The 25265-nt window shown below is 41.2% G+C and carries 18 protein-coding genes and 1 tRNA gene; 6 read left to right on the top strand and 13 right to left on the bottom strand.

Annotated elements, in window-relative coordinates; all coding sequences use genetic code 11:
- Positions 1–410: 410 nt before the first annotated feature.
- Positions 411–596 carry a hypothetical protein gene (locus J8L97_RS13245; protein WP_211050308.1) on the top strand — a complete coding sequence of 62 codons (186 nt, stop codon included), beginning with the start codon at positions 411–413 and terminating at the stop codon, positions 594–596.
- A 267-nt stretch (positions 597–863) separates the two neighbouring features.
- Here the strand turns inward: J8L97_RS13245 and J8L97_RS13240 are convergent, their stop codons facing one another.
- Positions 864–1331, bottom strand: a complete 468-nt coding sequence (locus tag J8L97_RS13240) for a chemotaxis protein CheX (protein WP_192505975.1) — start codon at positions 1329–1331, stop codon at positions 864–866.
- Positions 1332–1411: 80 nt separating this feature from the next.
- On the bottom strand, positions 1412–1846 hold the full coding sequence (locus tag J8L97_RS13235; RefSeq protein WP_192505974.1) for a transcriptional repressor: 435 nt from the start codon (positions 1844–1846) through the stop codon (positions 1412–1414).
- 610 nt (positions 1847–2456) lie between these two features.
- Between J8L97_RS13235 and J8L97_RS13230 the strand changes: the two genes are divergently transcribed.
- Positions 2457–2948 (top strand): hypothetical protein, encoded by a 492-nt coding sequence (locus J8L97_RS13230; RefSeq protein WP_192505972.1) that lies wholly within the window; start codon positions 2457–2459, stop codon positions 2946–2948.
- 963 nt (positions 2949–3911) lie between these two features.
- Here J8L97_RS13230 and J8L97_RS13225 read toward each other — a convergent pair.
- From J8L97_RS13225 to J8L97_RS13175, 11 genes are all read right to left on the bottom strand, one after another.
- The gene (locus tag J8L97_RS13225; RefSeq protein ID WP_211050307.1) at positions 3912–5009 is read right to left on the bottom strand and encodes a hypothetical protein; all 1098 of its coding nucleotides are present in this window, start codon (positions 5007–5009) and stop codon (positions 3912–3914) included.
- A complete protein-coding gene (locus tag J8L97_RS13220) occupies positions 5009–6772 on the bottom strand; it encodes an AAA family ATPase (RefSeq protein WP_211050305.1) in 1764 nt (587 codons plus the stop codon). The genes J8L97_RS13225 and J8L97_RS13220 overlap by 1 nt, the downstream gene beginning before the upstream one ends.
- Positions 6772–8148 (bottom strand): restriction endonuclease subunit S, encoded by a 1377-nt coding sequence (locus J8L97_RS13215; RefSeq protein ID WP_211050303.1) that lies wholly within the window; start codon positions 8146–8148, stop codon positions 6772–6774. The genes J8L97_RS13220 and J8L97_RS13215 overlap by 1 nt, the downstream gene beginning before the upstream one ends.
- A complete protein-coding gene (locus J8L97_RS13210) occupies positions 8148–9785 on the bottom strand; it encodes an N-6 DNA methylase (protein WP_211050301.1) in 1638 nt (545 codons plus the stop codon). The genes J8L97_RS13215 and J8L97_RS13210 overlap by 1 nt, the downstream gene beginning before the upstream one ends.
- A gap of 11 nt (positions 9786–9796) precedes the next feature.
- A complete protein-coding gene (locus tag J8L97_RS13205) occupies positions 9797–10792 on the bottom strand; it encodes an Abi family protein (RefSeq protein ID WP_211050297.1) in 996 nt (331 codons plus the stop codon).
- 239 nt (positions 10793–11031) lie between these two features.
- Complete coding sequence (hsdR, locus tag J8L97_RS13200; RefSeq protein WP_211050296.1) at positions 11032–14556, bottom strand: type I restriction-modification system endonuclease; 3525 nt, start codon at positions 14554–14556, stop codon at positions 11032–11034.
- A 490-nt stretch (positions 14557–15046) separates the two neighbouring features.
- Positions 15047–15123, bottom strand: a tRNA-Ile gene (locus tag J8L97_RS13195).
- A gap of 216 nt (positions 15124–15339) precedes the next feature.
- Complete coding sequence (gene accC / locus J8L97_RS13190) at positions 15340–16683, bottom strand: acetyl-CoA carboxylase biotin carboxylase subunit (protein WP_211050295.1); 1344 nt, start codon at positions 16681–16683, stop codon at positions 15340–15342.
- Positions 16684–16707: 24 nt separating this feature from the next.
- On the bottom strand, positions 16708–17163 hold the full coding sequence (gene accB / locus J8L97_RS13185; RefSeq protein ID WP_192505970.1) for an acetyl-CoA carboxylase biotin carboxyl carrier protein: 456 nt from the start codon (positions 17161–17163) through the stop codon (positions 16708–16710).
- A 19-nt stretch (positions 17164–17182) separates the two neighbouring features.
- A complete protein-coding gene (gene aroQ / locus J8L97_RS13180; RefSeq protein ID WP_192505969.1) occupies positions 17183–17644 on the bottom strand; it encodes a type II 3-dehydroquinate dehydratase in 462 nt (153 codons plus the stop codon).
- Between the two features lie 207 nt (positions 17645–17851).
- Positions 17852–19642 carry a protein-disulfide reductase DsbD gene (locus J8L97_RS13175; RefSeq protein WP_211050294.1) on the bottom strand — a complete coding sequence of 597 codons (1791 nt, stop codon included), beginning with the start codon at positions 19640–19642 and terminating at the stop codon, positions 17852–17854.
- Between the two features lie 400 nt (positions 19643–20042).
- On the opposite strand from J8L97_RS13175, the gene J8L97_RS13170 reads away from it, so the two are divergent.
- From J8L97_RS13170 to J8L97_RS13155, 4 genes are all read left to right on the top strand, one after another.
- Positions 20043–20549, top strand: coding sequence for an FxsA family protein (locus J8L97_RS13170; protein WP_211050293.1), 507 nt, complete (start codon positions 20043–20045; stop codon positions 20547–20549).
- 110 nt (positions 20550–20659) lie between these two features.
- Positions 20660–20947: a co-chaperone GroES gene (locus J8L97_RS13165; RefSeq protein WP_010365634.1), complete on the top strand. Its 288-nt coding sequence runs from the start codon at positions 20660–20662 to the stop codon at positions 20945–20947.
- A 47-nt stretch (positions 20948–20994) separates the two neighbouring features.
- Positions 20995–22644: a chaperonin GroEL gene (gene groL / locus J8L97_RS13160; RefSeq protein WP_010365636.1), complete on the top strand. Its 1650-nt coding sequence runs from the start codon at positions 20995–20997 to the stop codon at positions 22642–22644.
- Positions 22645–22871: 227 nt separating this feature from the next.
- Positions 22872–24068: a tyrosine-type recombinase/integrase gene (locus J8L97_RS13155; RefSeq protein ID WP_211050292.1), complete on the top strand. Its 1197-nt coding sequence runs from the start codon at positions 22872–22874 to the stop codon at positions 24066–24068.
- Positions 24069–25265 lie beyond the last annotated feature (1197 nt).

Below are 25265 nucleotides of genomic sequence, written 5' to 3'. Positions count from 1 at the left end.
GTTACTTAACCTCAAATTTGGATAAGGGTTTTGGAATAGAAAATGTTTTGAAAACACACTTACGTACAATCCAATGATGCTATTTTGTTCAATACTAAGGCGCTTTTATGCAGTAATAGCGGGCTATTACAAATGAAAGCAACGCCGAGAGTGAGAAAAATAGCTTTATTGGGCAAATTCGTTTATCCAGAACAGAGGTTATTTGCATCAGGGCTGAGTTCTTATCTTTTAACTCATGCATCTAGTGGGGTAATGCTTCAGGGTATGATCTTTCGAGCATAGGCTTCGTATTCACACAGAGCGCATTGCATTTTTATCGGGTGGGGTGTTGCGGTATAAAATATACAGTGCTAAATTTTTACTGTTCATTATTTAAACATATTTAGTTACCCTTATTAAGGAAAATAATTATGAAATTAACACTGAATAAAAGTAAGTTAAAAACATTATCTCAGGATAAAAGCGCTTTACCTGAGAATATGACACCAAAAATAGTTGGCGGTGGTTTATGGGACACTCAAGCTGGCTGTGTACCCACTTATAAGGCTGCTTGCAGAACGGTAAACCAATGGTGCGGCCCTTCTGGCGTATGTTAAAACCTAATGATCTTCCCCTAATAATGTACACACCTTTTATTTAGAGAATGAAGTAAGATAAGAGGTTAAAGTGACTTTTAAAGTTCATAAGAACAGTGGGATCTGCATTTCCCTTAACCTAGAGGCTTGCAGAAATATGTTGAAGAAAAAGGTGCTGTAGCCGAATGTTATATTGCGATATTTGTGGCAACTGGGTGCTTATTTCATTATCAATTTAACGGAAATCTCGGCTTTTAGCCGAGATTTTTATATCTTGCTGTTGCCAGCTCATAATGTGTCGAAGCTAACTTCAATATGGGCGTTACCGTCGTCTGAGGTAAAAGGCATCATTAATTTTGCGCCTTCACACTTATGTGTAATTGTATGACCTGTACCAGAGACAACAATCGGTGTAGCCATTTCAAAATCATAGCCCTTTTCACCTAATAAATTTTTGGCACCACCTGTGACCATGTTGGTTATTTCACCAACCATATCAGTGACTTCTTCATTAATACCCTCTGGGCGCTCACCTAACATACGTTCCATAATTGTGAGTGCTAGGCTTTCATCAAAGGAAATTGAGAAAGAGCCTTTCGTTTGCGGGCCGACCATACCAATTAAACCAGATACATCGCCACGTGCGACTTCGTCTTTTTTGACTTTCGGCTTCCCTGGAGTCAACTCAGTTTGTGCCATGGTTGACAGCACATTAATTAAAGACGCCAAAAAAGGATTGATGAACTCTACCTTCATTAGGGATTCCCTTGTTTTCTCTTATTTAATAATTCATATAACCAATATGTAAGTGTAGTGCGTTTTAGATGTAGTTGCCTCTACTGTTTACATTTTTTGCATTGGCCGTGGGCTTCAATAGTTTGAGCACTGACTGTAAAGCCTTTCTCTGCAGCTAAGTTATTCAGTTCATGAGAAATGATACTAGAATGCAATTCATCAACGTGGCCACAACTGTCACAGATGAGTAGCTGTACAGGGTGAATGTGATCAAAATGGTGACACAACATGAATGCATTCGCGCTTTCAATTTTGTGAATGAACCCTAACTCAGACAAAAAGTCGAGCGCACGATAAATCGTGGCTGGTTTTGCTCCAGATTCCGTTAGTTTAAGTTCTTCTAGTAAATCATATGCTCCAACCCCACCTTGCTTACTTGCGAGTAGCCTAAATACTTTCTCGCGAATGGGGGTGAAACGTGCACCTTTGTTATCACAAACTTGTTTGGCTTTACTCACCAATAGTTCAACATTCATAATTTAGATCCTTACACTGCTTAGCAATACTAACATATTCTTTTTAATAGTCTTGTGTTGTTAAAAATTATTATTAATTTAACAAAGCGGAGTTATATAGCTGCACAGAAGCAGAGCGTTGCCGTGGATAGAAACATATTGTAAGTGAATCTGGATGAATGTGCGAGTTTTAGTGATGTTATTGAAAAAAGCACATGTTTGGTCCTACAAAAGCCTATATATAGTTCGTAATAAAAGACCTCATATTACGACATGCGATTAGGTGATGGTTTTGTTCATAGGTTTAAGGGTAAAGCAAAGATGAACCTAGTGCGTATTATACAGTCTGAATTAATCTGGGCACTTTTATGTTGGAAGTGCGCATTAAATTTTGTTGCGTAAAAGTAGCAGCGAAGCGATAGGGCTGTGGGGGAAATGTTAGCAAGCCGCCAGTGGGCAATTAATGGACCTTGACACATTAATTATTTTAGAAGAGCCGAACATATGAACATATTAATATTTAAAGATGTATAATTTAACATTATGGTAACGAGGTTTACTTTATTATCGTAGTTCGATTGATATTGAGCATGTTGACGGATCTTTAAAAAGAGACGGATGGGGAGTAGGAGTGTTTACTGATACGCAAGCTAAATTGAAATGTTGGTTTCAGCGCTTAGCCGCAAGGCCGAATTATGGTCGCTATGAAAAAATTGACAAAGAGATGGAAGCTATTGATTTTCAAAATACATGCTCCCAGCAACTGCTGTGCCTTGATGATGTGAAAGCATATCGTGTCCACCATTATGGCGTTGAAGATGTTGTAAAGTATACACGAGATACACAGTCAATTTATGTTAAACATGTCTTTATTGATAAGATAAAAGGCAAAGTAAAGCCCGTAATAACGGCGGCTGATATCGATTTCTTTCGCTCGTTAGACCACCTTTCAATGTACTGTTATGTTTTAGTGTATGTAAAAGATCCCCAGACAAAGTATTACGATAGTGCTTTTTTTCTAGACGATTATGAAGCCATTCAAGGCATAGACAGCACCGAAGCCGAAAAGCGTTTAGCGGGCTTAGATGCGATTTCAAAAATCATCCGCAGTATATTGTTATAAACAAAGTCTGCTAAATTTCGCTCTGAGTTATTGGTAATCGAAAATTTGTGATGATTCAAAATAGGGGCGGCATATATCTACCTCGTACTTTTATTGTGTACTCATTCAGCTCCGTAAAGGCTGGTAACTCAGTTGATTTTTGTCATTTTGTATAAAAGGCTTCTTTTATCGTAATGGTTTTTAAGAAGCCCTAAGTGATTGCCAGTTTTTGGTATTAACCATGCTGCTTAGTATCGGCCCCATGGAGGAGCAGATGAACCCCCTTTGGCAGGTAGTGTTGGTGCGGAGTGCGGGTTATTTGATCCACCCATTACTTTACTCAGTGTTTCTTTTGATAGTATGTTCATGGTACTTACCTTCGATCGTTTTAGTGAAATACTGAGTTTAGAATGTCATGAATTATGCTCTATGTCATGTGGGGCAAGGGGCTCTAGTGCTATGTTGTAAAGCAGGAGGTGATGGAAAGTATGTTCATGGGCACATCGTGGTTATGTAGAGGCATCCTATAGCAAGGGATCATTCGTTTTGAGGTGGCGCTTTAAAATAATGACATCGCGAGTTAATCCACCAGCTTAAGAAGGGTAAATCACTCATGTTGGTATAGGTTAACGGTATTTGGAAAGTGTGCGAAACTGTATTTTTTGACATGCTAGATAGCATGTTCACCAATCAATAGTTAAATACAAAGATAACTGGTTTGAATTAATCAGTATGTGTTACTAGAGGGAGGTAAATATTTTGAAATGGTGGCCCCTCCCAGTATAAATACAGCTGTTTTTCAGCGTTTTCAGGGTGGTTTTAACACTGTTTTTTAAAGAAAAAGCATCTTTTTTTACACCTTTTCTCAATGTAAAAAAAGGTGTAAAAAATGACTCAACCAACTAACCTAATTAGGTCTAGCAGTTCGATACCTCGATGTTAGACCTTACATGTTCTGGTCCATTTAAGCCTTAGTTCTGTTAGTCAGCCATTTAAAATAAAATCGGCACCGTTTTGTGCTTGGTTTTGCGTAAATTCCAGCTTTTCCCAAAATGCTTCAATATCAGGTTCTCCAATCTGTTGCATCTGACTAAATAATTTTTGATGCCAAAATGCCCACTCTTTTCGCTTTAACGTATCGATGACGTGAGGACGAGCTTCATCACTTATTCTGCTCACTAGATGGGTTGAATCTCTTGGCCGTAGCTCATCTTCAATAATTGCTTCAAGTGATCGAAATTGACCTTCAACACGGCCTCGAATTTCGTAAACTTCATCCCATGTATTGAGCTTATCCAGTAACAAAGGGTCCTGCGTATTCCAATCTACTTTTATGGTAGGTTCTGGGTCACGTAAATTATCAATTGAAATATCAATGAAACTCTTTGCTTCTTCAGTATATGGGTAGAACGTTAAGCGCTCAGTACCATTTTTATGTTTGAACAGATCTTTTGCCTTTTTAGCATCCTGATTACATACATCACACAGTGGAATAAGATTATCTGGATGCACAGCAAATATGGGGTACTTTGATTTACATAGCTGATGATCGTAATCGGCTCGCCACTGTTCACCATCTGGCACTTCGGCTCTGAACGGCGCTAGTTTTCCCATGCCACACGCTTTGCAGATATTGCCATTAACCGCTTGAGCTCGGTAAGCATTGAAGTGAACCTTGATATCTGAACCACCCGCAGCAATAACTGCATCCAGACCTTTAGTTGAGCAGTATAGGTGAGTACATAATGTTTTAAGTGCTGTAAAACAAGCCTCGCTCATAAAATCAAACAAGTTTCTTTGGGGAGCTACAAACAATAGTTGGAGGCTCTGATTATCACGCATGACCTCAAAGAGTTGCAGCTTTGTATCATTACCAGCTGCTTGCATAGAATTAAATAAACCTCTGTACTTCTCACGAGTTGGTCCGTTACCCCAACAAGCTTTCCCTATATCATCTTGGGTTAATAATGTTCGACAAAAGGTATCGGTATTAACCGATTGCTCTAAAAAATGTAAAAGCTCAGCATTAAGCAATCTAAACACTTTAAATCTAGGCGTGTTGGGGGCTAAACGAAATAACATTATTGGCTCAACTTCCTTATTAAATACGCTTTTTCGGCCGATAAGCCAAGGTTTGCTTCAATCCACTCTCTAGCGTTGTCATCACCTTGTTTTAGCTGCTCACGAATTTCATCAATCACGCTTTGTGATATCAGTGAACGCAAGTCAAATAAATCCTTAATCAACACATCAAATGACGCACCATAAGTTTCGTTCTGCGCCACTTTCATATCAATTAAACCATCATCGCTTCGGCGGAATTGGTACACGTTATTTCGCTTGAGCGAAGAAACCATAAAAGGTGAATGGGTTGATAATAACGCCTGAGATTTTGTCTTCCCATTTTTTCCTCTTAAGGCATTCGTTAAATAAGAATGAAATGATGTACGCCATGCCGGATTCAAATGAGTTTCAGGTTCATCAAGCAAAAATAATGTGTTCTCATGAGTGTATAATTTTATAACCGCCAGTATTTGCAGTAATTGAGATTCACCGTCAGACAACTCTTCATAAGCCACCGAGTCTATCCCGCTATTTTTTAACTCAAGGCTTTTAGCCATTAGGGGAAGCTTAACCTTTAGTGGTTTTTTAACCGCCCCTAAAAAGCCATCTTTTTCAAGTAGCTTGCGGTCATGCGCTCGAATATTCTTTATGCCTAATTGCTGCACCTTATATAAACGCTCAAATAACCTAACTGGGTTGAGCGTGCCAAACGTCGAAAGCTGGCTTTCTTTTGCAAGTTCAGTTAGATCTAGTTCTATTAGCCCTTTTAGAAAATCCAGTTCGTAATAATCGTATTCTTCTGCTGTTGTTTTTTTACCTAAGTACTGTGTTGTGCCATTACCCGTTTCGGCCAACCGAATAAAAGATTTAATATCATCTACAACCTCATCGGCAACATTAGGTTGAGTAAAATCAAATTCTAATGCCAGTGAGGTAGGTATAGTGAAGGTAAGGTTTGATCGATCTTTATTGCTTTGGGAATGCTGTGTAATAAGTGCTTGATATTCAAAATCGATGAAAGCGACTGCAAATTGTGCACTGTCATAATCTAGATAAACCAGATTTGACGGATGAGTTGCCGTTTCGGGTAGCGCTAAATCATCATCAGTATATTCAGCCGCATCGAAATCAAATAAATAAGCGTGATTGCGCCTGAATTTATCAACCAGCTCTTTTTTGTTACTTAAGTATATATTAAAGGCCAATTCAGAGTCGCTGTTACGTAACTCATAAGCCATTTCTATTTTACGTTTTTCCTTGTGGTACTTAGCCCTAGCTCGTAATGCTTTAAATAATTGATTCGCATTTTTCAAAAACGGGCGTTGTAAGTTTTCATTTAATCCAGATGAATAACCAACAATATGAGGCAAAGGTAAGCTTTCAATGCCGATTGCGATTGCACTCTCAGATGATTTAAGAGCAATACTCTCAACTTTATTATCTTTAACTAAAATCTTGAATTTAGGGTCGGCAAACCCATCTGCGACATTTAGTTTATTACCAAACACTTCCACTCGGCTAAAAGGCGCCTGATTTACATATCCAGACATACTGTAGTTCAGTGTGAAATCAAAACCTAAATGCCCCTTATCTTTAAAGTCATGGCGCTGTAAACGCTCTAAATAAGCAAAACATTCGGCTATCAGCTCTAATAACTGAGATTTACCCGAGCCATTTAAACCAATAAATGCAATAACATGATCATCAGCATTTTCAAAGCTAAACGTTTGGTCTTTCAAGCCTTTGTATTGTCCGTTTAGCGCCAGAGACAGCAAGCGCATTAGGCTTTTTTCCTTGCCGCAGCTTTCTTCTTGGGTTTCTTTTTACTTGAAAGCGCTTCACGTTCTGCCTTAATCTTTGCCAGCAATGCCTCGGCGCTATTTTTACCGCTAATGAGTTCAGGGTTGGCTGTGCGCCAATCGGCAGTGAGTTCACCACGAAAGGCTTTGGCTAAGATGGATTGCGTTAGGTTATTCACTCGCTCAAGGGCGGCATTGGCTTTTTGCTCGATGCGGTCGGCAAAGGCGAATAGTTCTTCAACACGACGGACGATTTGGGTTTGTTCGGGTTCGCTTGGAAGGTCTACTGTGATTTCTCGGACTTTATTCAAGTTTAAATTTGGCTGCGCTCCACCAACTGCGGCTTTTCTTGTTTCTTCATAATTTTCTTGTAAGCGCAATTTAAGAAACTCTTTACTTACTTTTGTTTCATCTACAAGAATTGCTGCACATGCCTGATTGCAGGTAGCTTCTAACTGTAACTCAGTTACTTGACCTCGTGTTTTACCTTCGCCATACATTGCCAGCAAGAGCGTGCCTCTTGGAAATGATTTCAAAGTACATTCTTTAACTGCCAGTTTCGTAACGAATTGCTCAGCTTCAAATGTTAATGCAGATCCCGTTGCAGCACTTGTCAGCCAAGGAATATCGCCACCATCCCAATATTCTGTATTTGTTCTTTTTGGGGTTTTGCCAGTAGCTACCTGCGCTAATGATCCAATATTAGTTGAAACCCAACTTTCAATTGAAACATCATTCTCACCCCGCCACTCTACCGTCAACTTGCCGCTGACGGCGGCGGCGAGGACGGATTGGCGGAAGGTTTTTAGGATTTGGGGGATACGCTCGAGGCGAGCTTTAGTGGTTTCCACCTGTGCCAGTAGGGTGTCCAGTTTATCGGCAATCACTTTTTGTTCGGCTGGGGGAGGAAGTGGGAACTTATAAGATTGAACATCGGAGGACTTTGCAGCAGGATACAATGCACCTTGAACAGTGCCACTAATTGAATCAATAAAGTTCTTTGAGCGGGTTAAAGCGAAAATGTAACGGCTATCTACCAGCAAGGACTTAATTACTTCAAATCCAGTCGATGCAATTTGATTGTTATATTCAGCAGGAACTAACGCCACCGCATTAAGGTTTGGTCTCGTTAGTGAAACCAAAACATCACCCGTATTTACGATTTTTCTGGCTCGGCTTGGGGCATCTTTACCAATAAGGTGCTGAGGGGATTCAATACATTTTAAATCCCTATTAATACTGCCTATATCAATATATGAAAATTCAGCATCTTGAGCCGGCTTACATTGCTCGCCTTTATAAGAAATATCCGCAATACAAACAGCACTCCAGCCCTTAGGCAAATTAACGTCGCTCATCAAATCCCCCCTTCCAACGCCGCCAGCAATTCATCCAGCTCACTTAACGCGCCGGTAAGCTCCTCTTTCGCTTCGCGTGCCAATACACTTGGCTCGGGTAAATCAGCCGCATCAACACTGTCTTTGTCTTTTAACCAGCTTATATCTAGCGAATCGCCTTTGGTGTTGGCGATCCAGTCGCGACTAAAACAGCGCCAGCGACTATGTAAAAGCTTGTCGTCAACATTTTCATTTTCCACGGCGGCTTGTTTGTCTACTGCAATTTGTTCAGCACCAAAGCTGTATTCACCTTGGGTGCGCTTGCTTGAACCATCAGATTTATCACCGAACACTTTTTCAAAGGCCCCAAGGTGTGGGTCTAAGCCAAAGTATTGTTGTGTAAAACCAATATCTGAATTGCCAAACGGGGTGCGTTTGCCAAAGCTGGGCATGTTGGTACGTAGGTCGTAAACCCACACGTTTTCGGTGCAATTTTCTTGCTGGTGCTTGTCGGTTTCGCTGCCTTTGGTAAAGAACAACACATTGGTTTTTACCCCTTGGGCGTAAAAAATCCCTGTGGGTAGGCGCAAAATCGTGTGCAGGTTGCATTTATCCATTAAATCGCGGCGTACGTCGGTACCGACACCCGCTTCAAACAATACATTGTCGGGCAATACAACGGCGGCGCGGCCACCGGGTTTTAAGTTGCGGTAAATATGCTGTAAAAACGCTAACTGTTTGTTACTGGTTTTGTGAGTGAAATTCCGGGTATTGCTAGCCTCGCCGCCTTTACTGGTACCAAACGGCGGGTTAGCCAAAATTATATCGGCGCCCTTTAATGCTTTACCCGCATCGCCCAGTGCGTTACCTAAATGTATTACGCCCTCGTCATCGCCTTCCATACCGTGTAACAAGCAGTTCATTAATGCTAAACGGCGCGTGTTAGGTACAAGCTCTACACCCACAAATGCCTTATTTTTTTGAAATTCAGATTGCTTGCTGTTTAAGTCAAAATAGTCGTCGGTTTGCTCACGCATGTATTGGTCGGCAGCGACCAGAAAGCCTGCTGTACCCGCAGCGGGATCTTGAATTACTTCGCCAATTTGCGGCTTCATACAGCGCACCATGCTATTAATTAATGCACGCGGGGTAAAGTACTGCCCCGCGCCCGATTTAGTCTCGCTGGCGTTTTTTTCTAATAAGCCTTCGTATAAATCACCTAGGCCGTCTTTAGCGGCACTAAACCAGTCGATTTGATCCAGCGTTTTAATCATTTGTTCTAAATGCCGCGGCTCACGCAGGCGCGTTTGCGCATCGGCATAAATAGCGCTAATTAATGGATCTTCGTGTACTTGCATTTCTTTGGTTTGGCCTAGGTTTTCTGGGTCGGCCTCTAGGCGTTTACCGGTTGAAAGGGCAAATAAAATGGCCTTGTAATCGTTTAGTAGATTAATGCCCGATTTATCACTGATATTCTGCCAGCGGCAGCCGATTGGCAGCGGGTGTTTTTTTAAGGTGCCGGCTTCGGTGTTTTCGTGCACCATTTTAATAAACAACAGCAGTACCAGTTCGGTAACGTAGTCGCTGTAGTTAATACCGTCGTCACGTAATACGTCACACAGGTTCCAAAGTTTTTGTACAATGTCGTTATTGGTCATGAAAAGTCTCGTTAAATAATCTGCCAAAACGGGTCTTGCTGCCAATCATTTGGCAAACCCATTCGGGCTAATGGTGTATTCGGGAATTCATTAAAAAGCTCGGCTAAGCGTTGCTTCCAACTCGCGTGTGGCGCGCAATAAATCATGAAGTGTTGCAATATTGGCAAAATAACTGCCGCACGAGTATGCAAATTTACATTGCCGCTTCGTAAGTAATCTGGCCATGCAATTCTTCTACTTTTAGGCACGGCTGGTTTTATGCCTAGCTCTCGATTCCATAATCGACTGTGGTGGGCACAAATATTTCTCACCGCAGTTAGGGTGTGTAACCAAGATTCCAGTAACGGCGCCTCTAGCCCTAACCCTCTGGCAATAGCTTTTTTATCGCTGTCCTTACTTAAATTCTTATATAAATGAGATAAAGTGCCCAAAGTAATTTCTTCCACCATGGCCCAATTAGGCATGAGTTGAGGGGTAGAATAAGTTAGCGCGTAGTGCCGCGCGTAGCCTTCTTGTTGGCGCTTTTGTTTTAGTTTTGCTTTGCGCGTTGAGTCGGTTTTCAGTTTATCTATTCGCTGGCATTCTCTATGGTAATCGCGCAGTTCATTGTCTTGCTTGCGACGGATCTCGTCTAGTAGACGGTTATGCTGATCATTATTTTTAAAATGCTTAGCATCTAAATACCAATGGCTTTCATAGGTAGTGCCCATATGATTGCTTATGTGGCCACGAACCGCAACTTCTGCTCGCTCAATGGCATCTATCACCAACAAGCGCAAACGACGGTCAAAGTCGTATAACTCTGCTAACTGGCGAAACCCCGTACCCGCGATAAAGTTATGTTGTGCATTGACCTGAAACGGCCGCATATAGGGTGTAAGGCGAAAGAAACTGACTGATTGTAAAAATGCCAAAGCTCGGGGTCGATCAAGGGTGCTCAACCCACGCTGTTGCAGCAGAGTAAGCTGTTGCTCTGGAGTAATTGCTGGTTTATTAAATGCCATCATTGCCTTATCTCATTTTCGTGCAGGCAGATTGCAGACATAAAAAACCCGCACGATTTGAGCGTGGCTACAAGAACCATAGGCTTGGCGGGTATATTGCGGGAGATTATAGGTAGTAAAGCTAACTTAATCAAGCATAACATGCGCAGCGTATGAGTGTAATAACAGCTCATTTCTATACATATATGCTGATATGTATATAGTTTTTCATCTTTTTTATACATATTACCGCTCACCTTTTGCTAACCTAGTTTGGGCCAAATGGCTTCACTAAGTTCTTCTAGCACTGTATCAAGTTGATTATTCAAAACTTTATCAAACTGTTTAGCTCCGCCATGCTCACCGAAGCGGTTGTTAACAAAGTCACGGTCAATAATCACTTCATGTACGAGCTGTTTAGCTAATCGTTCTAACCACTTGCGCTGGTTAGGGTTCCACTGGTGGCTTTGGTAAATGCGCGCCATAGCCTGCGCAACTCTTTGTTCAAACGGAACCAGTGCCTCTCCTAATGCCGCACGACGAATATGGCCAATAATGCTCGCTGCGATATCTTGGTTAGTTTGGTTACGCACTGCACTTTGCAGCTTAGGCTCGGTGTAACCTGCGCCATCAAGCAGCAGCTTAATATCTTTGAGCTGGGTGCGATTTAAATCGCGTGGCTTGTTAATAACCGCGGCAAGCGCTGCATTTTGATTTAATTGTTCTTTAACGAACTGATTAAAACTATCGAGGTAATCTTCTGGTTTTTGATGCGCACCATAACTTTGGCTACGATCGCGGATTTCATCGTGATGCTCTGAAATAACAGGTTGTCGTTCGCTGCCTAGCAAGCTATTTACTTCTGCTAATTGATTTAATAGACCACTGTGCTGGTTTATAAACGTTGCCGCTTTTTTTGGTCCTAGCTGGTTTAAATGAGTGTGTAAGCTTTTTGGTTCAACACCCCATGATTCTTGTAACTCATCTAACTTTTGCTTAAGGGCTGGTTTATTTTCTGATTTTTTCTGTGCTTTACGTAATACCCGCATCACCTTTTGGCTTAGTTGACTCAGCACGACATCAGCATGGCTTTGTTCAGGTGTATCGCCTGGAGCACTAAGCGCTCGTTCGAGTAGCTCTGGATTGGTAATTTCATCCACTAATTGGTCAAGCGTAACGTTCGGGTCTCTTACCAAGGGCTTCATGGTATTAACATCTTGCAATGCAGCGTAGATATCAACTGGGTCATAAATGCGAAATACGGTTTTACCTATGTCATCACAGCGGCGGGTTGCACGCCCAACCATTTGCTCGTATAAAATACGAGATTTTACTCGGCGCATAAACACTAAGTTACAAATTTTAGGCACATCAATGCCGGTCGTTAATAAGTCGACGGTAATGGCAATATTAGGGTATCGCTCGTTTTTATATTGGCGGATAAGCTGCTCTACCTTATCACTTTGGCCAGTTACTTTTGCCACGGCAGCCTGATTATATTCGCCGTTATAAAGATCTTTAAAAGCCTCATCGAGTAAGCGTTTTACCATGTCGGCGTGCAAATCGGTGGCACAAAAAATCATGGTTTTCTCATCACCAAAAGGGTCGAGTTCTTGAACAAGTTGCTCACAAATAACACGGTTGAAGTTTTCGTTAATAACTCGGCGGTTAAACGCGTCAACTTCAAAGCTGAGTTCGTCGTCGAGCTCAGCACTTTGTACTTCACCGGTTTGTGTATTAATAGCGCTAACTTCCTCACCTTTGGTAAAAGTAATGCCATTTTGTGTCAATAAGGTTTCATAACGAATCGGTGGCTCATGATCGATTAGCCAGTCGTCAGCTACAGCTTCTCTGTATGAATAGGTATAAACAGGTTTGCCAAAAATATCACTCGTGTGTTTTGCCGGTGTCGCCGTAAGTGCGATTTTTACTGCATCGAAATAATCTAAGACACGGCGATAGCTCGACAAGTACTGGCTGGTGTCGCGAGTAGCCAGTTCACCCTCTGTCATTTCTTGATCGAGTGTATAACCTCGGTGGGCTTCATCAATTATAATGCAATCAAACTGGTCTAGCGGTGGCGGGTTATCACTCATAAAAACACGCTTAACCATAGCTTGCACAGTTGCAACTTGTACTCGGGTTTCTGCTTCTGCCGCCATGTCTCCTAGCTCTGCTACATTATATATTTTTGATAATGTGTGATTTTGTTCAAGCGGAGCTTCGTTAAAAGCGTCTATTGCTTGTTGCCCTAGAGCCGTTCGGTCGACTAAAAATAAAATTCGCTTGAAACGTTCTGCTTTTAAAAAGCGATACATTAAACCAATAATTGTACGGGTTTTTCCAGTGCCAGTTGCCATTGCTAGCAATGCATGGCGAATATTTTGCGCTAAGGTATTTTCAACAGCGATAATCGCTTTTTGCTGGTAATCACGCACTTTTAAGTAGCCAAAAGGCTCATCTTTGAGTTTTTGTTGGGCGGCGTCTTTGCTGCGCTTAAGTAGATCAAGCAACCCCTCAGGGGTATGAAACTTTGGCAAAGCGCGTTTAATATTCGCAGGCTCGCGTACATCACGAAACCACGTACCTGATTGTTCAGCAAGTTGAGGTACATACGGGCGACCGTTACAGGAATAAACAAACGGTACTTTGTAGTGGCCATCTTCTTCATCTGGCCATGCTATGGTCAACCCTTGTAGCTCCCAAGCAGGTATTAAAGGGGACTGAACATTCAAGCCTTTACTGTATCGCTCTGCTTGTGGAATTTTACCTGCAACATTGGTATTTTCTTTTTTAGCTTCAACCACCGCAATAGGTGAAAGGCCTGCAAAAAGTACGTAATCAGCACGCCCTTTTTTACCTTTATATTCAGTTGGCCACTCGGCAATGGCGATGTTTTTTCCTTTTTCTGGGCGAGTGCCATTTTTATAGGTGAGCACTTCAGTATCAACCTCCCAGCCAGATTCTTGCAACTGTTGGTCGATTAGAATACGCGTTAACGCTTCATCCAGGATGATATGCTGAGTTGCAGCTTTTGAACTTGTACTTAGCTTTTGCTTATATGAAGAGTTTGATTCGTCATCTAGGTTTGAAAGCTTAGTTTGTAACTCTGCTATCTTCTTTTCGTAGTTGTGCTTTTGGTCGGCAAGCGCTCTTTCATGTTCTTTAGCTTGTTCAGCTAGCTCTTTGGACTCTTGGTCCATTTCAAAAGCTAGCGATTCATATTCTGTTTTTTCTTTATTTATTAATTCGTTGAGTTGTTGGCTGGAATCAAGATCGAGATTTGCTTTTTGCAGGTCGACTTTTAAGTTATCTATTTCACTTTGTAAACTGCGTAATTGCTCACTGGGGTCATGAGGGGGAATAAAAGCACCCGGTTTAAATGATGTACCTTGCTTACCAAATGACTGATGAAACCAGATTGCTAACTTGCGTGCGACAACTAAGCCATTGATGGCTTCTTTATGTTTTGTTCTAAATTTGTGAGTTGCTTTGTTCCCTTCAACCCTTAGCGTATGAAAAAGGTCTTTAACAACCTGATCTAATTGAAGCTCTCTACTGATTCTGTGTATTAATTCAAGCTGCGATGTATTGTCTTCAAAGTTAACTCTTACCAACACAGCAATGTGTTGCGCAATCGCCTCGCCTAGCTGTCTCAATTTAATTAACGTGGTATTAGGGTCACTAGCAAACGCTTTTTCAGCTGCACTCGCTAGCTCGACAAAAAGATCATCGTGTTCAGAAAGAAAGTAAAAATTTCCCGTTTTATTATCCACAGCTAACTCCATTTAAGCACTTGCTCTAACTTATTAGGCATCTACTTATTCAACTTATATTTTTATTGTTGAATACCATTAAGCTTATTACTTTCAGCCATAATACCAATATAAGTTAAAAATTATACATTCTTAATCAAAAAGATATACATACGAAAAACGGCCATTTGATGTGGCCGTTTTAGTTGCATACTTAAGCGACATTTATGGCTAAAAAAGAATCAAGGAAAATTGAAGGGTACAATCATAAAGAGAGATTTAACTCGCTAAATGATAAATTCTTGCTCCACAACTCTCACCTCTTTATTTAGAGCAATATCAAGCTCCTTCTGAGGTAAATACTCAGAAGCTAATTTAGGACGATTATCTCTGGACATACATGCAGCCATAGCAGTAAGCCGAAATTGAGCAATGATAACTTATAGGGGGGTAGAAAAAGGTGTAAAAAAAATTTATGAATATACTTTAACTATTTGATATTGATTATGTTAAAGGTTAAAAATGGTGGCCCCTCCCAGACTCGAACTGGGGACCTAACGATTATGAGTCGTGTGCTCTAACCAACTGAGCTAAGGGGCCATAGACAATATGATTTGGATTAATCATATTTTATTTCGCTTGAAAGTGTTATCAAGCGGGGTGCAGTATAAAAACTTTTAAAAGCCTTGTCACTAGTAAATGTAATAAATTTAACTATCTGTAAATCAAACGGTTAATTTTTCTTCAATTTCAGCGTAATACCGGTTTTAAAAACAAAAAAGCCAGCATCAGAGCTGGCTTTTTAGGGTGATGAAATTAGGCAATACCGAGTTTCTTCTCTAAATAATGGATGTTAGTGCCACCATTATGGAAGTTTTCATCAGCCAATATTTTCTTATGCAATGGCGTATTGGTTTTGATACCGTCAATCACAAGCTCATTTAACGCATTGCGTGCACGTGCAATAGCCACATCGCGGTTTTCGCCATAAGTGATAAGCTTACCAATCATAGAGTCATAATGCGGTGGTACAGTGTAATCTGCGTATATATGACTATCCCAGCGGATCCCTAACCCACCAGCAGGATGGAATCGTGTGATTTTACCTGGAGATGGAATAAATGAATCAGGGTCTTCTGCGTTGATACGACATTCAACAGCATGCCCACGGATCACCACATCATCTTGAGTAAATGAAAGAGGTTGCCCCGCCGCAATTTTTAGCTGCTCTTTGATCAAGTCGACACCAGTCACCATTTCAGTAACAGGGTGCTCAACTTGAATTCGCGTATTCATTTCAATGAAATAGAACTCGCCATTTTCATACAAGAACTCAAAAGTTCCCGCACCACGATAGCCAATTTCAATACATGCACGCGTACAACGTTCACCAATGAATTTGCGCATTTCTTCGGTAATACCTGGTGCAGGTGCTTCTTCAACGACCTTTTGATGGCGGCGTTGCATTGAGCAATCGCGCTCACCTAAATGAACAGCATTACCTTGGCCATCAGCCAGCACTTGTACTTCGATGTGACGAGGGTTCTCTAGGAATTTCTCCATGTAAACCATGCCATTACCAAAGAACTGCTTGGCTTCTTGTTGCGTTAGAGCAATTGAATCAATTAATTCAGCTTCGCTGCGTACCACACGCATACCTCGACCACCACCGCCGCCTGCGGCTTTGATGATAACAGGGTAACCGATGCGTTTTGCTATCTGAACGTTACGTTCTTGATCTTCCGTTAAAGGACCATCTGAGCCTGGTACACAAGGTACTCCGGCTTTACGCATCGCTTCAATCGCGGCAACTTTATCACCCATGATGCGAATAGTATCGCCTGTAGGGCCGATGAAAATGAAACCACTTTGCTCAACTTGGTCTGCAAAATCAGCATTTTCAGATAAGAATCCGTATCCTGGGTGAATTGCGACGGCATCAGTTATTTCTGCGGCTGCAATAATGCGTGGAATGTCTAAATAGCTTTCGGTCGCTGCTGGTTTACCAATACAAATGGTTTCATCTGCAAGCAAGACATGCTTAAGATCACGGTCAGCTGTAGAATGCACAGCGACAGTTTTAATCCCAAGTTCCTTGCAGGCACGCAATACACGAAGTGCAATTTCACCTCGGTTTGCAATGACTACTTTATCTAACATAGCGTTTGCCTTCTGAGTGCGTGATTATTCGATGATGAATAGCGGTTGGTCGAATTCAATAGGGTCGCCATTTGCTACAAGGATCGCTTTAACTACACCCGCTTTGTCAGCTTCGATTTGGTTCATCATTTTCATGGCTTCAACGATACAAAGTGTATCACCAACGTTTACTTTAGTGCCTACTTCAACGTATGAAGGTGCTTCAGGAGAAGCGGCTGAATAGAAAGTACCAACCATCGGCGAAAGAACTTGATGACCTGCAGGCGCAGCTGGAGCTGGTGCATCTACTGCTGGTGCGGCTGTAGCCGCTGGAGCTGGTGCCACAGGAGCAGGTGCAGCAAATTGTTGCGGTGCAGCAACAACAGGTGCGCTGCTAAAGCGATTAATGCGTACTGACTCTTCACCTTCAGTGATTTCCAGTTCAGCAATCCCTGATTCTTCTACTAATTCGATAAGTTTTTTGATCTTGCGAATATCCATACAATGACCCGCCTGTTAGTTAATTTGAGTTATTTTCGCTGTGCAATTGGCTAATCGCTGCTGTTAACGCTGCGTGATAGCCCATTGCGCCTAATCCACATATTACTCCCTGCGCCACATCGGAAAAGTACGATTTATGACGGAAGGATTCGCGTGCATATACATTGGTAATATGCACTTCGTAAAAAGGTATCGAGACACTGAGTAATGCATCGCGCAGCGCTATACTGGTATGTGTAAAAGCGGCTGGGTTAATGATAATGGCATCAATGTTTTGCCAAGCGTCATGTATTGCATTAATGAGCTCTGCTTCGCTATTGCTTTGCAGGTGCGTCAGTGTCACATGTTGTTGCTGTGCATAATTCGTTAGGGGCTGCATAATATCGTCTAAAGTCTGCGTACCATATTTATGAGGCTCGCGGCGACCTAACATGTTCAAGTTTGGGCCATTTAAGACTAAAATCTTTAACTGTGTAGACATAATGCGTGAAATTCCCTTAAATTTAAAACTAACGAATAATTTAGCTTATGATGTTAGTTAACTTAAGCTGTTCAACGAGAAATAGCAACTTTTTCTCACGTTCGCAGACTATTATAGAGAGTTCGGGGTAAATAGCAGCAAAATACTGGTCTAATGAGAGAGGCTTGAAGGAAAAAAGGTTAAGCGTTTGCTTAACCTTTAGAGAGTTTATTGTAGCGCGTTACGTACTTTTTTTAAGTGAGCAGAAAATTCATCGGCACCTAAAAAGCCTGTTACTCGTAATTCGGGCATTTCATTACCATCTTTGTCGAAAAATAAAATGCTGGGTAATCCGAATACCGTATACTCTTCCATGATCTCAATACTGGTATCATTTGTGTCGGTGAGATCAAGTTTCAATAGCGAGAAATGTTTAAACTCAGCTTGGACGTTATCTGCAGGGAAACTGTATTTTTCAAATTCTTTACAGGCTACGCACCAGTCAGCATACAAGTCGACCATCGCAATTTGGCCGTTATCGTTTGCTTCTTTGGTGGCAACTTTAAGCGCTGCCAAATCAGCGAGTAGGGTAAATCCTTTTTTGCCGGCTACTTCAGAGGATTGCACTGACGCATTTTGACTCGGAAGCACAACGTGCTTCGCTGTTAATATACTTGTTAATAGTAAGCCACTTGCGAGTGCCCAAAGAAGTGTTTTGAGCTTGCCCGCGGTTTGCGTGCTTTGCCAATAATGTAAATACAGCGCTGTTGCAGCCATTAAGCCCGCGGCCATGAGTAAAATAATGTCAAACGCTAAAATACGCTCAAGCAAGATCAATGGCACCACTAACATGATAAATCCGAATAGGGTTTTGACTTGCTCCATCCAGCCGCCAGCTTTTGGTAATAGTTTACCGCCTGATGTACCGAGTAATAGTAAGGGCAGCCCCATACCTAGGCTGAGAACATATAAGGTTACACCGCCAACAACATAGTCACCACTTTGTGCAACATAGAGTAATGCTGCGGACAAAGGCGCCGTTGTGCAAGGAGAGGCGATTAAACCAGATAATACACCCATAGAAAATACACCTAAATAGCTCCCGCCTTGTTGTTTGTTACTGACAGAGGTCAGTCTATTCATCATACCGCTGGGTAGTTTAATTTCGTACCAACCAAACATCGACATGGCTAATAATACGAACAATAAGCTGAAACTAATTAACACGGCGGGATGCTGTATATAACCCTGCACTTGACCACCTAGTGCGGCAACCACTAAACCCAAAGCGGCATAGGTGACAGCCATACCTTGGATATAAACAAATGATAATCGAAATGCCTTTTTAGTTGATAGCCCTTGTTGTCCTGCAATTAAGCTCGACAAAATGGGAAACATAGGAAAAACGCAGGGTGTAAATGCCAAGCCAACACCAACCACAAAAAAGATCGCCAAATTAGTTAAAAAGCTTTGTTGGGCGAGTTGCTCCGTAAATGATAAATCATCGCTACTGTTGAGAGTGTTGGCATCCTTGAGTGGCGCTTCCTGGGTTGTGTTCGTGGTGTTTGCATCAGATTCAGTCAATAGCGGTGTAAGTGGCACTGTGATGACTTCTGGTGGGTAGCACAAGCCAGCCTCGGCGCAGCCTTGATAGCGAATTTTAACAACAGCATTGTCTTGTATGGCACTAAGTTTAGATACCACTGAGAATGAATCAAAATACACTTGCGTTCTGCCAAAAAATTCATCTTCAATCTCTTGACCTGGTGCGAGCTCAGGCACTGAAATAGACGCCTCTTTGGCAATAATTTCAATCTTTTTTTGATAAATGTAGTAACCCGGTTCAATTTCCCAGCCAATAAATAGGATGTTGCCTTGTTGATCAAAGTCAAACTTGAACGCTTCATCAACGGGTAAAAACGTATCTTGCTTAGGTGCAAGTAAGCTATCCAAGACAGTATTTGATGCATGTACTGGCAGTAACCACAGTAAAGAAAAAAGAAAAACCAACAATCTCATTTATTGAGTACCTCATCTATATCAGTAACGACTTATGCACATTGCGAATGCTTGGCATTAAGGTGTGATGTTATCTGATTGTGTGTGAGTAACAACACAGATGTTATATTGCGTGTTACTTAACTTTTGCCATATCTATGGCAGACCTCAATGTGAAAGAAATGTTCCCTTTTACATTGAATGAAATCAATTATTTATTAAGCCTGCATATGAATGTGGATATGATAGACACAGTGAGTTAAATCATACTCATAAATATGGCATCATAGAGACATTATATTTGGGTCGTTTGAATCAGCCTCATAGTAGCGGATAGACTCAAAATTCCCAAGCAGATTGCGCTGGCTTGAAATGAGACCTTGTCACCCATATTTATCTTTCATAGGAATTAGGAGAAAGTATGTTTCGAATTTTATTTGTGCTGTTTATTGTTGTTCCCATTATAGAAATTGCGTTGTTGATTCAAGTTAGCGATGTTATTGGTGGCGTCGCAACCATTGCATTGGTGGTATTGACTGCGGTATTGGGTGCCAAGTTAGTAAAAAAACAAGGTCTCAGTGCATTCTCAAATGTGCAAGGGCAAATGGCGCAAGGGCAAATGCCTGCAAGTGAGTTATTCAGTGGCTTATGTGTGATCATTGCTGGCGTATTGTTGATGACGCCGGGGATTATGACTGATGTAATCGGTTTTATGTTATTAACGCCCGCTATTCGAGTGCACTTAGCGAATGCGCTGGTTAAGCAAATGGGTGCACAAATGCATGCCAAAATGTCGGCTCAGCAAGGTGGTTTTTCACATCACGCGCAACAAAACCCATTCGAGCAACTTCAATCACAGTTTGATAAAACCGAGAGTGTGCAAGAGCAATCAAGCACCATTGAAGGCGAGTATCAGCGAAAAGATTAAAAAAATTACAATTTTTACTTGGGTTTTAAAAATGCCATCCCCATTAATGATGGCAACTGAAAATGAACTTTTTTTCTGTATATGCAGAAACTGTTAGGAGAACAAATTTTATGAATATTCGTCCTTTACATGATCGTGTAATCATCAAGCGTCTTGAAGAAGAAACAAAATCTGCTGGTGGTATTGTATTAACTGGCTCTGCTGCAGAAAAATCAACACGCGGTGAAGTGGTTGCTGTAGGTAACGGCCGTGTTTTAGACAATGGCGAAGTAAGAGCACTAGAAGTAAAAACAGGCGACACAGTCCTGTTTGGTTCTTACGTTGAAAAAACTGAAAAGATCGAAGGTCAAGAGTACCTGATCATGCGTGAAGACAACATCTTAGGCATTGTAGGCTAATCCTACTTTTCAACTTTCAAAGCATTCAAATTTAGAGGAATTTAATCATGGCAGCAAAAGAAGTATTCTTTGCAAACGACGCACGCACAAAGATGCTTGCGGGTGTAAACACGCTAGCGAACGCAGTACGTGTAACTTTAGGTCCTAAAGGCCGTAACGTTATTTTAGACAAGTCATTTGGCGCACCAGTGATCACCAAAGATGGTGTATCTGTTGCTAAAGAGATTGAACTTGAAGACAAGTTTGAGAACATGGGTGCACAAATGGTAAAAGAAGTTGCATCTAAAGCAAATGATGCAGCAGGTGACGGTACAACAACAGCAACAGTATTAGCACAGTCTATCGTAAACGAAGGCTTAAAAGCCGTTGCTGCGGGTATGAACCCAATGGACCTTAAGCGCGGTATCGATAAAGCAGTTATTGCTGCGGTAGCGGAGCTTAAAACATTGTCAGTACCATGTGCTGATACAAAAGCCATTGCGCAGGTAGGTACTATCTCTGCAAACTCAGATAAAGAAATTGGTGAAATCATTGCCAATGCAATGGAGCGTGTAGGCCGTGAGTCTGGCGTTATCACAGTAGAAGAAGGTCAATCTCTAGAAAATGAACTAGATGTTGTTGAAGGCATGCAGTTCGACCGTGGTTACCTTTCTCCTTACTTCATCAACAACGCAGAAAAAGGCGCTGTTGAACTAGATAGCCCACTTATCCTGTTAGTTGATAAAAAAATCTCTAATATCCGTGAATTACTTCCTACATTAGAAGCTGTTGCTAAAACAAGTAAGCCATTACTTATTATTGCCGAAGACCTTGAAGGTGAAGCACTGGCAACGCTCGTTGTAAATAACATGCGTGGTATTGTTAAAGTTGCTGCGGTTAAAGCACCAGGCTTTGGTGACCGTCGTAAAGCAATGCTACAAGATATTGCAACTCTAACTGGTGGTACTGTTATCTCTGAAGAGATTGGTCTAGAACTTGAGAAATCAACGATTGAAGACTTAGGTACTGCTAAGCGCGTTGTTATCACTAAAGATGATACAACCATCATTGATGGTGCGGGTGAGCAAGACGGTATCGACGGTCGAGTTTCACAAATTAAAGCACAAATTGAAGAAGCAACGTCAGACTACGACAAAGAAAAGCTGCAAGAGCGCATGGCGAAACTTGCTGGCGGTGTTGCAGTGATTAAAGTTGGTGCAGCGACTGAAGTTGAAATGAAAGAGAAAAAAGACCGCGTAGAAGATGCATTACATGCAACACGTGCAGCGGTTGAAGAAGGTGTGGTACCTGGTGGTGGTGTTGCGCTAGTACGTGTAGCGAACAAGCTTACAGAACTACTAGGTGACAACGAAGACCAAAACCATGGTATTAAAGTAGCACTTCGTGCGATGGAAGCACCACTTCGTCAAATCGTATCAAATGCGGGTGATGAAGCATCTGTTGTTGTGAACAACGTGAAAGGTGGTGAAGGTAACTACGGTTACAACGCGGCAAATGGCGAATACAGCGACATGATTGCGATGGGTATCCTTGACCCAACTAAAGTAACACGCTCTGCACTACAATTTGCAGCATCAATTGCGGGTCTTATGATCACCACTGAAGCAATGGTTGCGGAAATTCCACAAGAAGCAGCACCAGCAGCACCAGATATGGGCGGCATGGGCGGCATGGGTGGAATGGGCGGCATGATGTAATCATCCTCCTATGTTTTCATAGGAACTCATAACGTATCAAAAACCCCGTAAAACATTGTTTTGCGGGGTTTTTCTTTGTCATGAGCTGTTCAACTCGTTTCACAATAGTTCATGAAGTTTCAATTTTCTGGGGGTATAAAGTGGGGGATCGCCACTTGCTTAGTAATATTTTTTAGTCTTTAATTAGGTGCGTACCCCACATTTGATACCCCTAAAAGGATTGAAATATGAGCTTAACAGCCTTAGAAGTGAAAAGTATTTCGTGCCCAGAAGATAAAAAACAAATCAAAAAGTTTGACAGTAATGGGTTGTTTTTATTAGTAAAAAACAATGGTTCTAAATTGTGGAGAATGCGATTTAAACTCGCAGGCAAGCATAAAGAACTAGCTTTAGGCCAATACCCCTCGATACCCCTTGTTGATGCAAGAAAGCTGGCAGAGGAAGCAAGGGCGTCTTTGATTCAAGGGATCAATCCAATAGATGAAAGAAGAGAAAGAAAACGAAACCACGCAGCAATCAATAGGCGGTTTCACGCCGTAGCCATGAATTGGTGGGAACAACAAAAAGACTCTTGGTCTACTGACCACCAAGCTCGCGTAAAACGGTTTCTAACCACAGAGTGTAAATCATTAAGCACATTACTCATTGAGCAAATTGACGCAGGTCATATTACCGAAGTCATGTTGTCGATAGAAGCCTCAGGCAGCCCAAAAAAAGCACCTGTGATACTTTCTATAATCAACCGAATCTTTGGCTATGCGCTAGCCCATAGACTCACCAGATATAATCCTGCTCAGGGATTACCACTCAAAGATATTATGAAACCACTACCAAAGGTACGTTCACATTCAGCCATTATTAAAGCCAGTGAACTAGGTAAGTTAATTTATGACATAGACACCACTCCTACAGGGAGTTTTTGCACCGTAGAAGCGCTGAAACTGATCCCTAGGGTATTTCTGCGGCCAAATGAAATACGTAACCTGAAATGGGAGTACATTGATTTTGATGAAAAGCTTATACGTATACCAGCCGAAGAAATGAAAAAAAATCGTGACCACCTTGTCCCGCTCTCGAAGCAAGTGATGAAGCAATTAAAGTATATACGGGATTTTACCAGTTACTCTATCTATGTTTTTCCAAGCCAACGAGATGGCAATAAACCAATGAGTAAGAACGTAATGACCAATCGTTTACGAGACTTAGGATATACCGCTGATGTAATGTCTGCTCACGGGTTTAGAAGTACCGCTTCAACGATCCTACATGAACAAGGTTGGAGTCATGATGCAATAGAAGCACAACTTGCTCATTTGACGGGTACGAACACCTCAAGAGCATATAACAGATCAATTTATTTGCCCGAGCGCAAAAAAATGATGCAACAATGGAGTAATTATTTAGAACAACTTTCGAGTAAATAAGAATTTTTAATTACATTTAAACTGTTGAAATTTATTAATTTTACCTTTTTTGTAACATATTTTCGTTCAAAATTTCCCGCTGCTTTGCCGACTCTTTACAAAATTAAAAAAAGTCGTATAAATTAATGTTGGCTTAATGGGTGCTGAGTATAATTGTTTGGCCTAAGACGTCTGGCATTTATATATTTTCTAACTTTTTTTAATGAAAAAAGAAACATTTCTTACGTCAATTTCAATCGACGTATACCAATCAAAGAACAGTGAGAGCACTTCAGAGCGTTCAAAAGTATTTTATGACCTGTTGAATTTAAATATGAGCCAGATCCAAAGAATCATTAAGATGGTTCGCCTGTGTGCCAAAGATGGGTGATCTTTACGTATGATATAGTAAAGTTGAAAACATATCTCTTAAAAAATCCTCCTTGTATTGCCATAAAAACTGTACATAAGCTACTAAGTTAAAACGCATTTAAATTGTAAAAAAACGAGATGATTCGATTTGTTTGAATGATAAATAATTGGTTTTTTCAACGTACATTACGCAAGAAAATAAGCATATCTCACAGGCAAAGGCACATCTACATCTCTTGAAAAACAGGGAGCTGAAAGAGTGAACTTATCAAGCAGTTCATCTACTCAGAAATATGCTCGCAAAGACCCAAAAATGCCATCGTTTTACTTGATCCGCATTGAGATATGTCGAAGGAAATCGCGAGATTTAAGGAATTTTCAAACGAGAAAGTAGCGCACAGATTAGTGTATATAGACCCATCACTCAGCACGAATGCGTACCCATCAATTAACCCCTTTGCTTTTGTTGATACACATGAGGATAGTGTGAACCTTATGACCCAAGAGATCATCAAAATACTCAATGTACTGCTTAAGTGAACCACTACAACCAGTCAAATGAACGCGATTTTGTACCCCTGTGTTACGACTCTACTCAGACGAAAAAATAGCTCGCTAATAGACTTAAAGCGATTTATGAATGATGAGGAAAACTCAGACCTCATTAAAGATTGATTACAGCTAGAGAATCAATTGCATCGTAGTTTTTTCGCTAAAAAATTTACGAGTAAATCATTATGAATCAGCAAACATGCCATAGAAATGAGGCTGCAAGTATTACTCAATGACCCAATACTACAGCGACTCCTTACGTGAGCTGATTCAATCGATCTTGAAACCTTAATA

This window comes from Pseudoalteromonas sp. MMG012 (genome assembly GCF_018100875.1).
In the GTDB taxonomy this organism is placed as follows: domain Bacteria; phylum Pseudomonadota; class Gammaproteobacteria; order Enterobacterales; family Alteromonadaceae; genus Pseudoalteromonas; species Pseudoalteromonas aurantia.
This window is presented reverse-complemented; position numbering and strand designations above follow the sequence as displayed.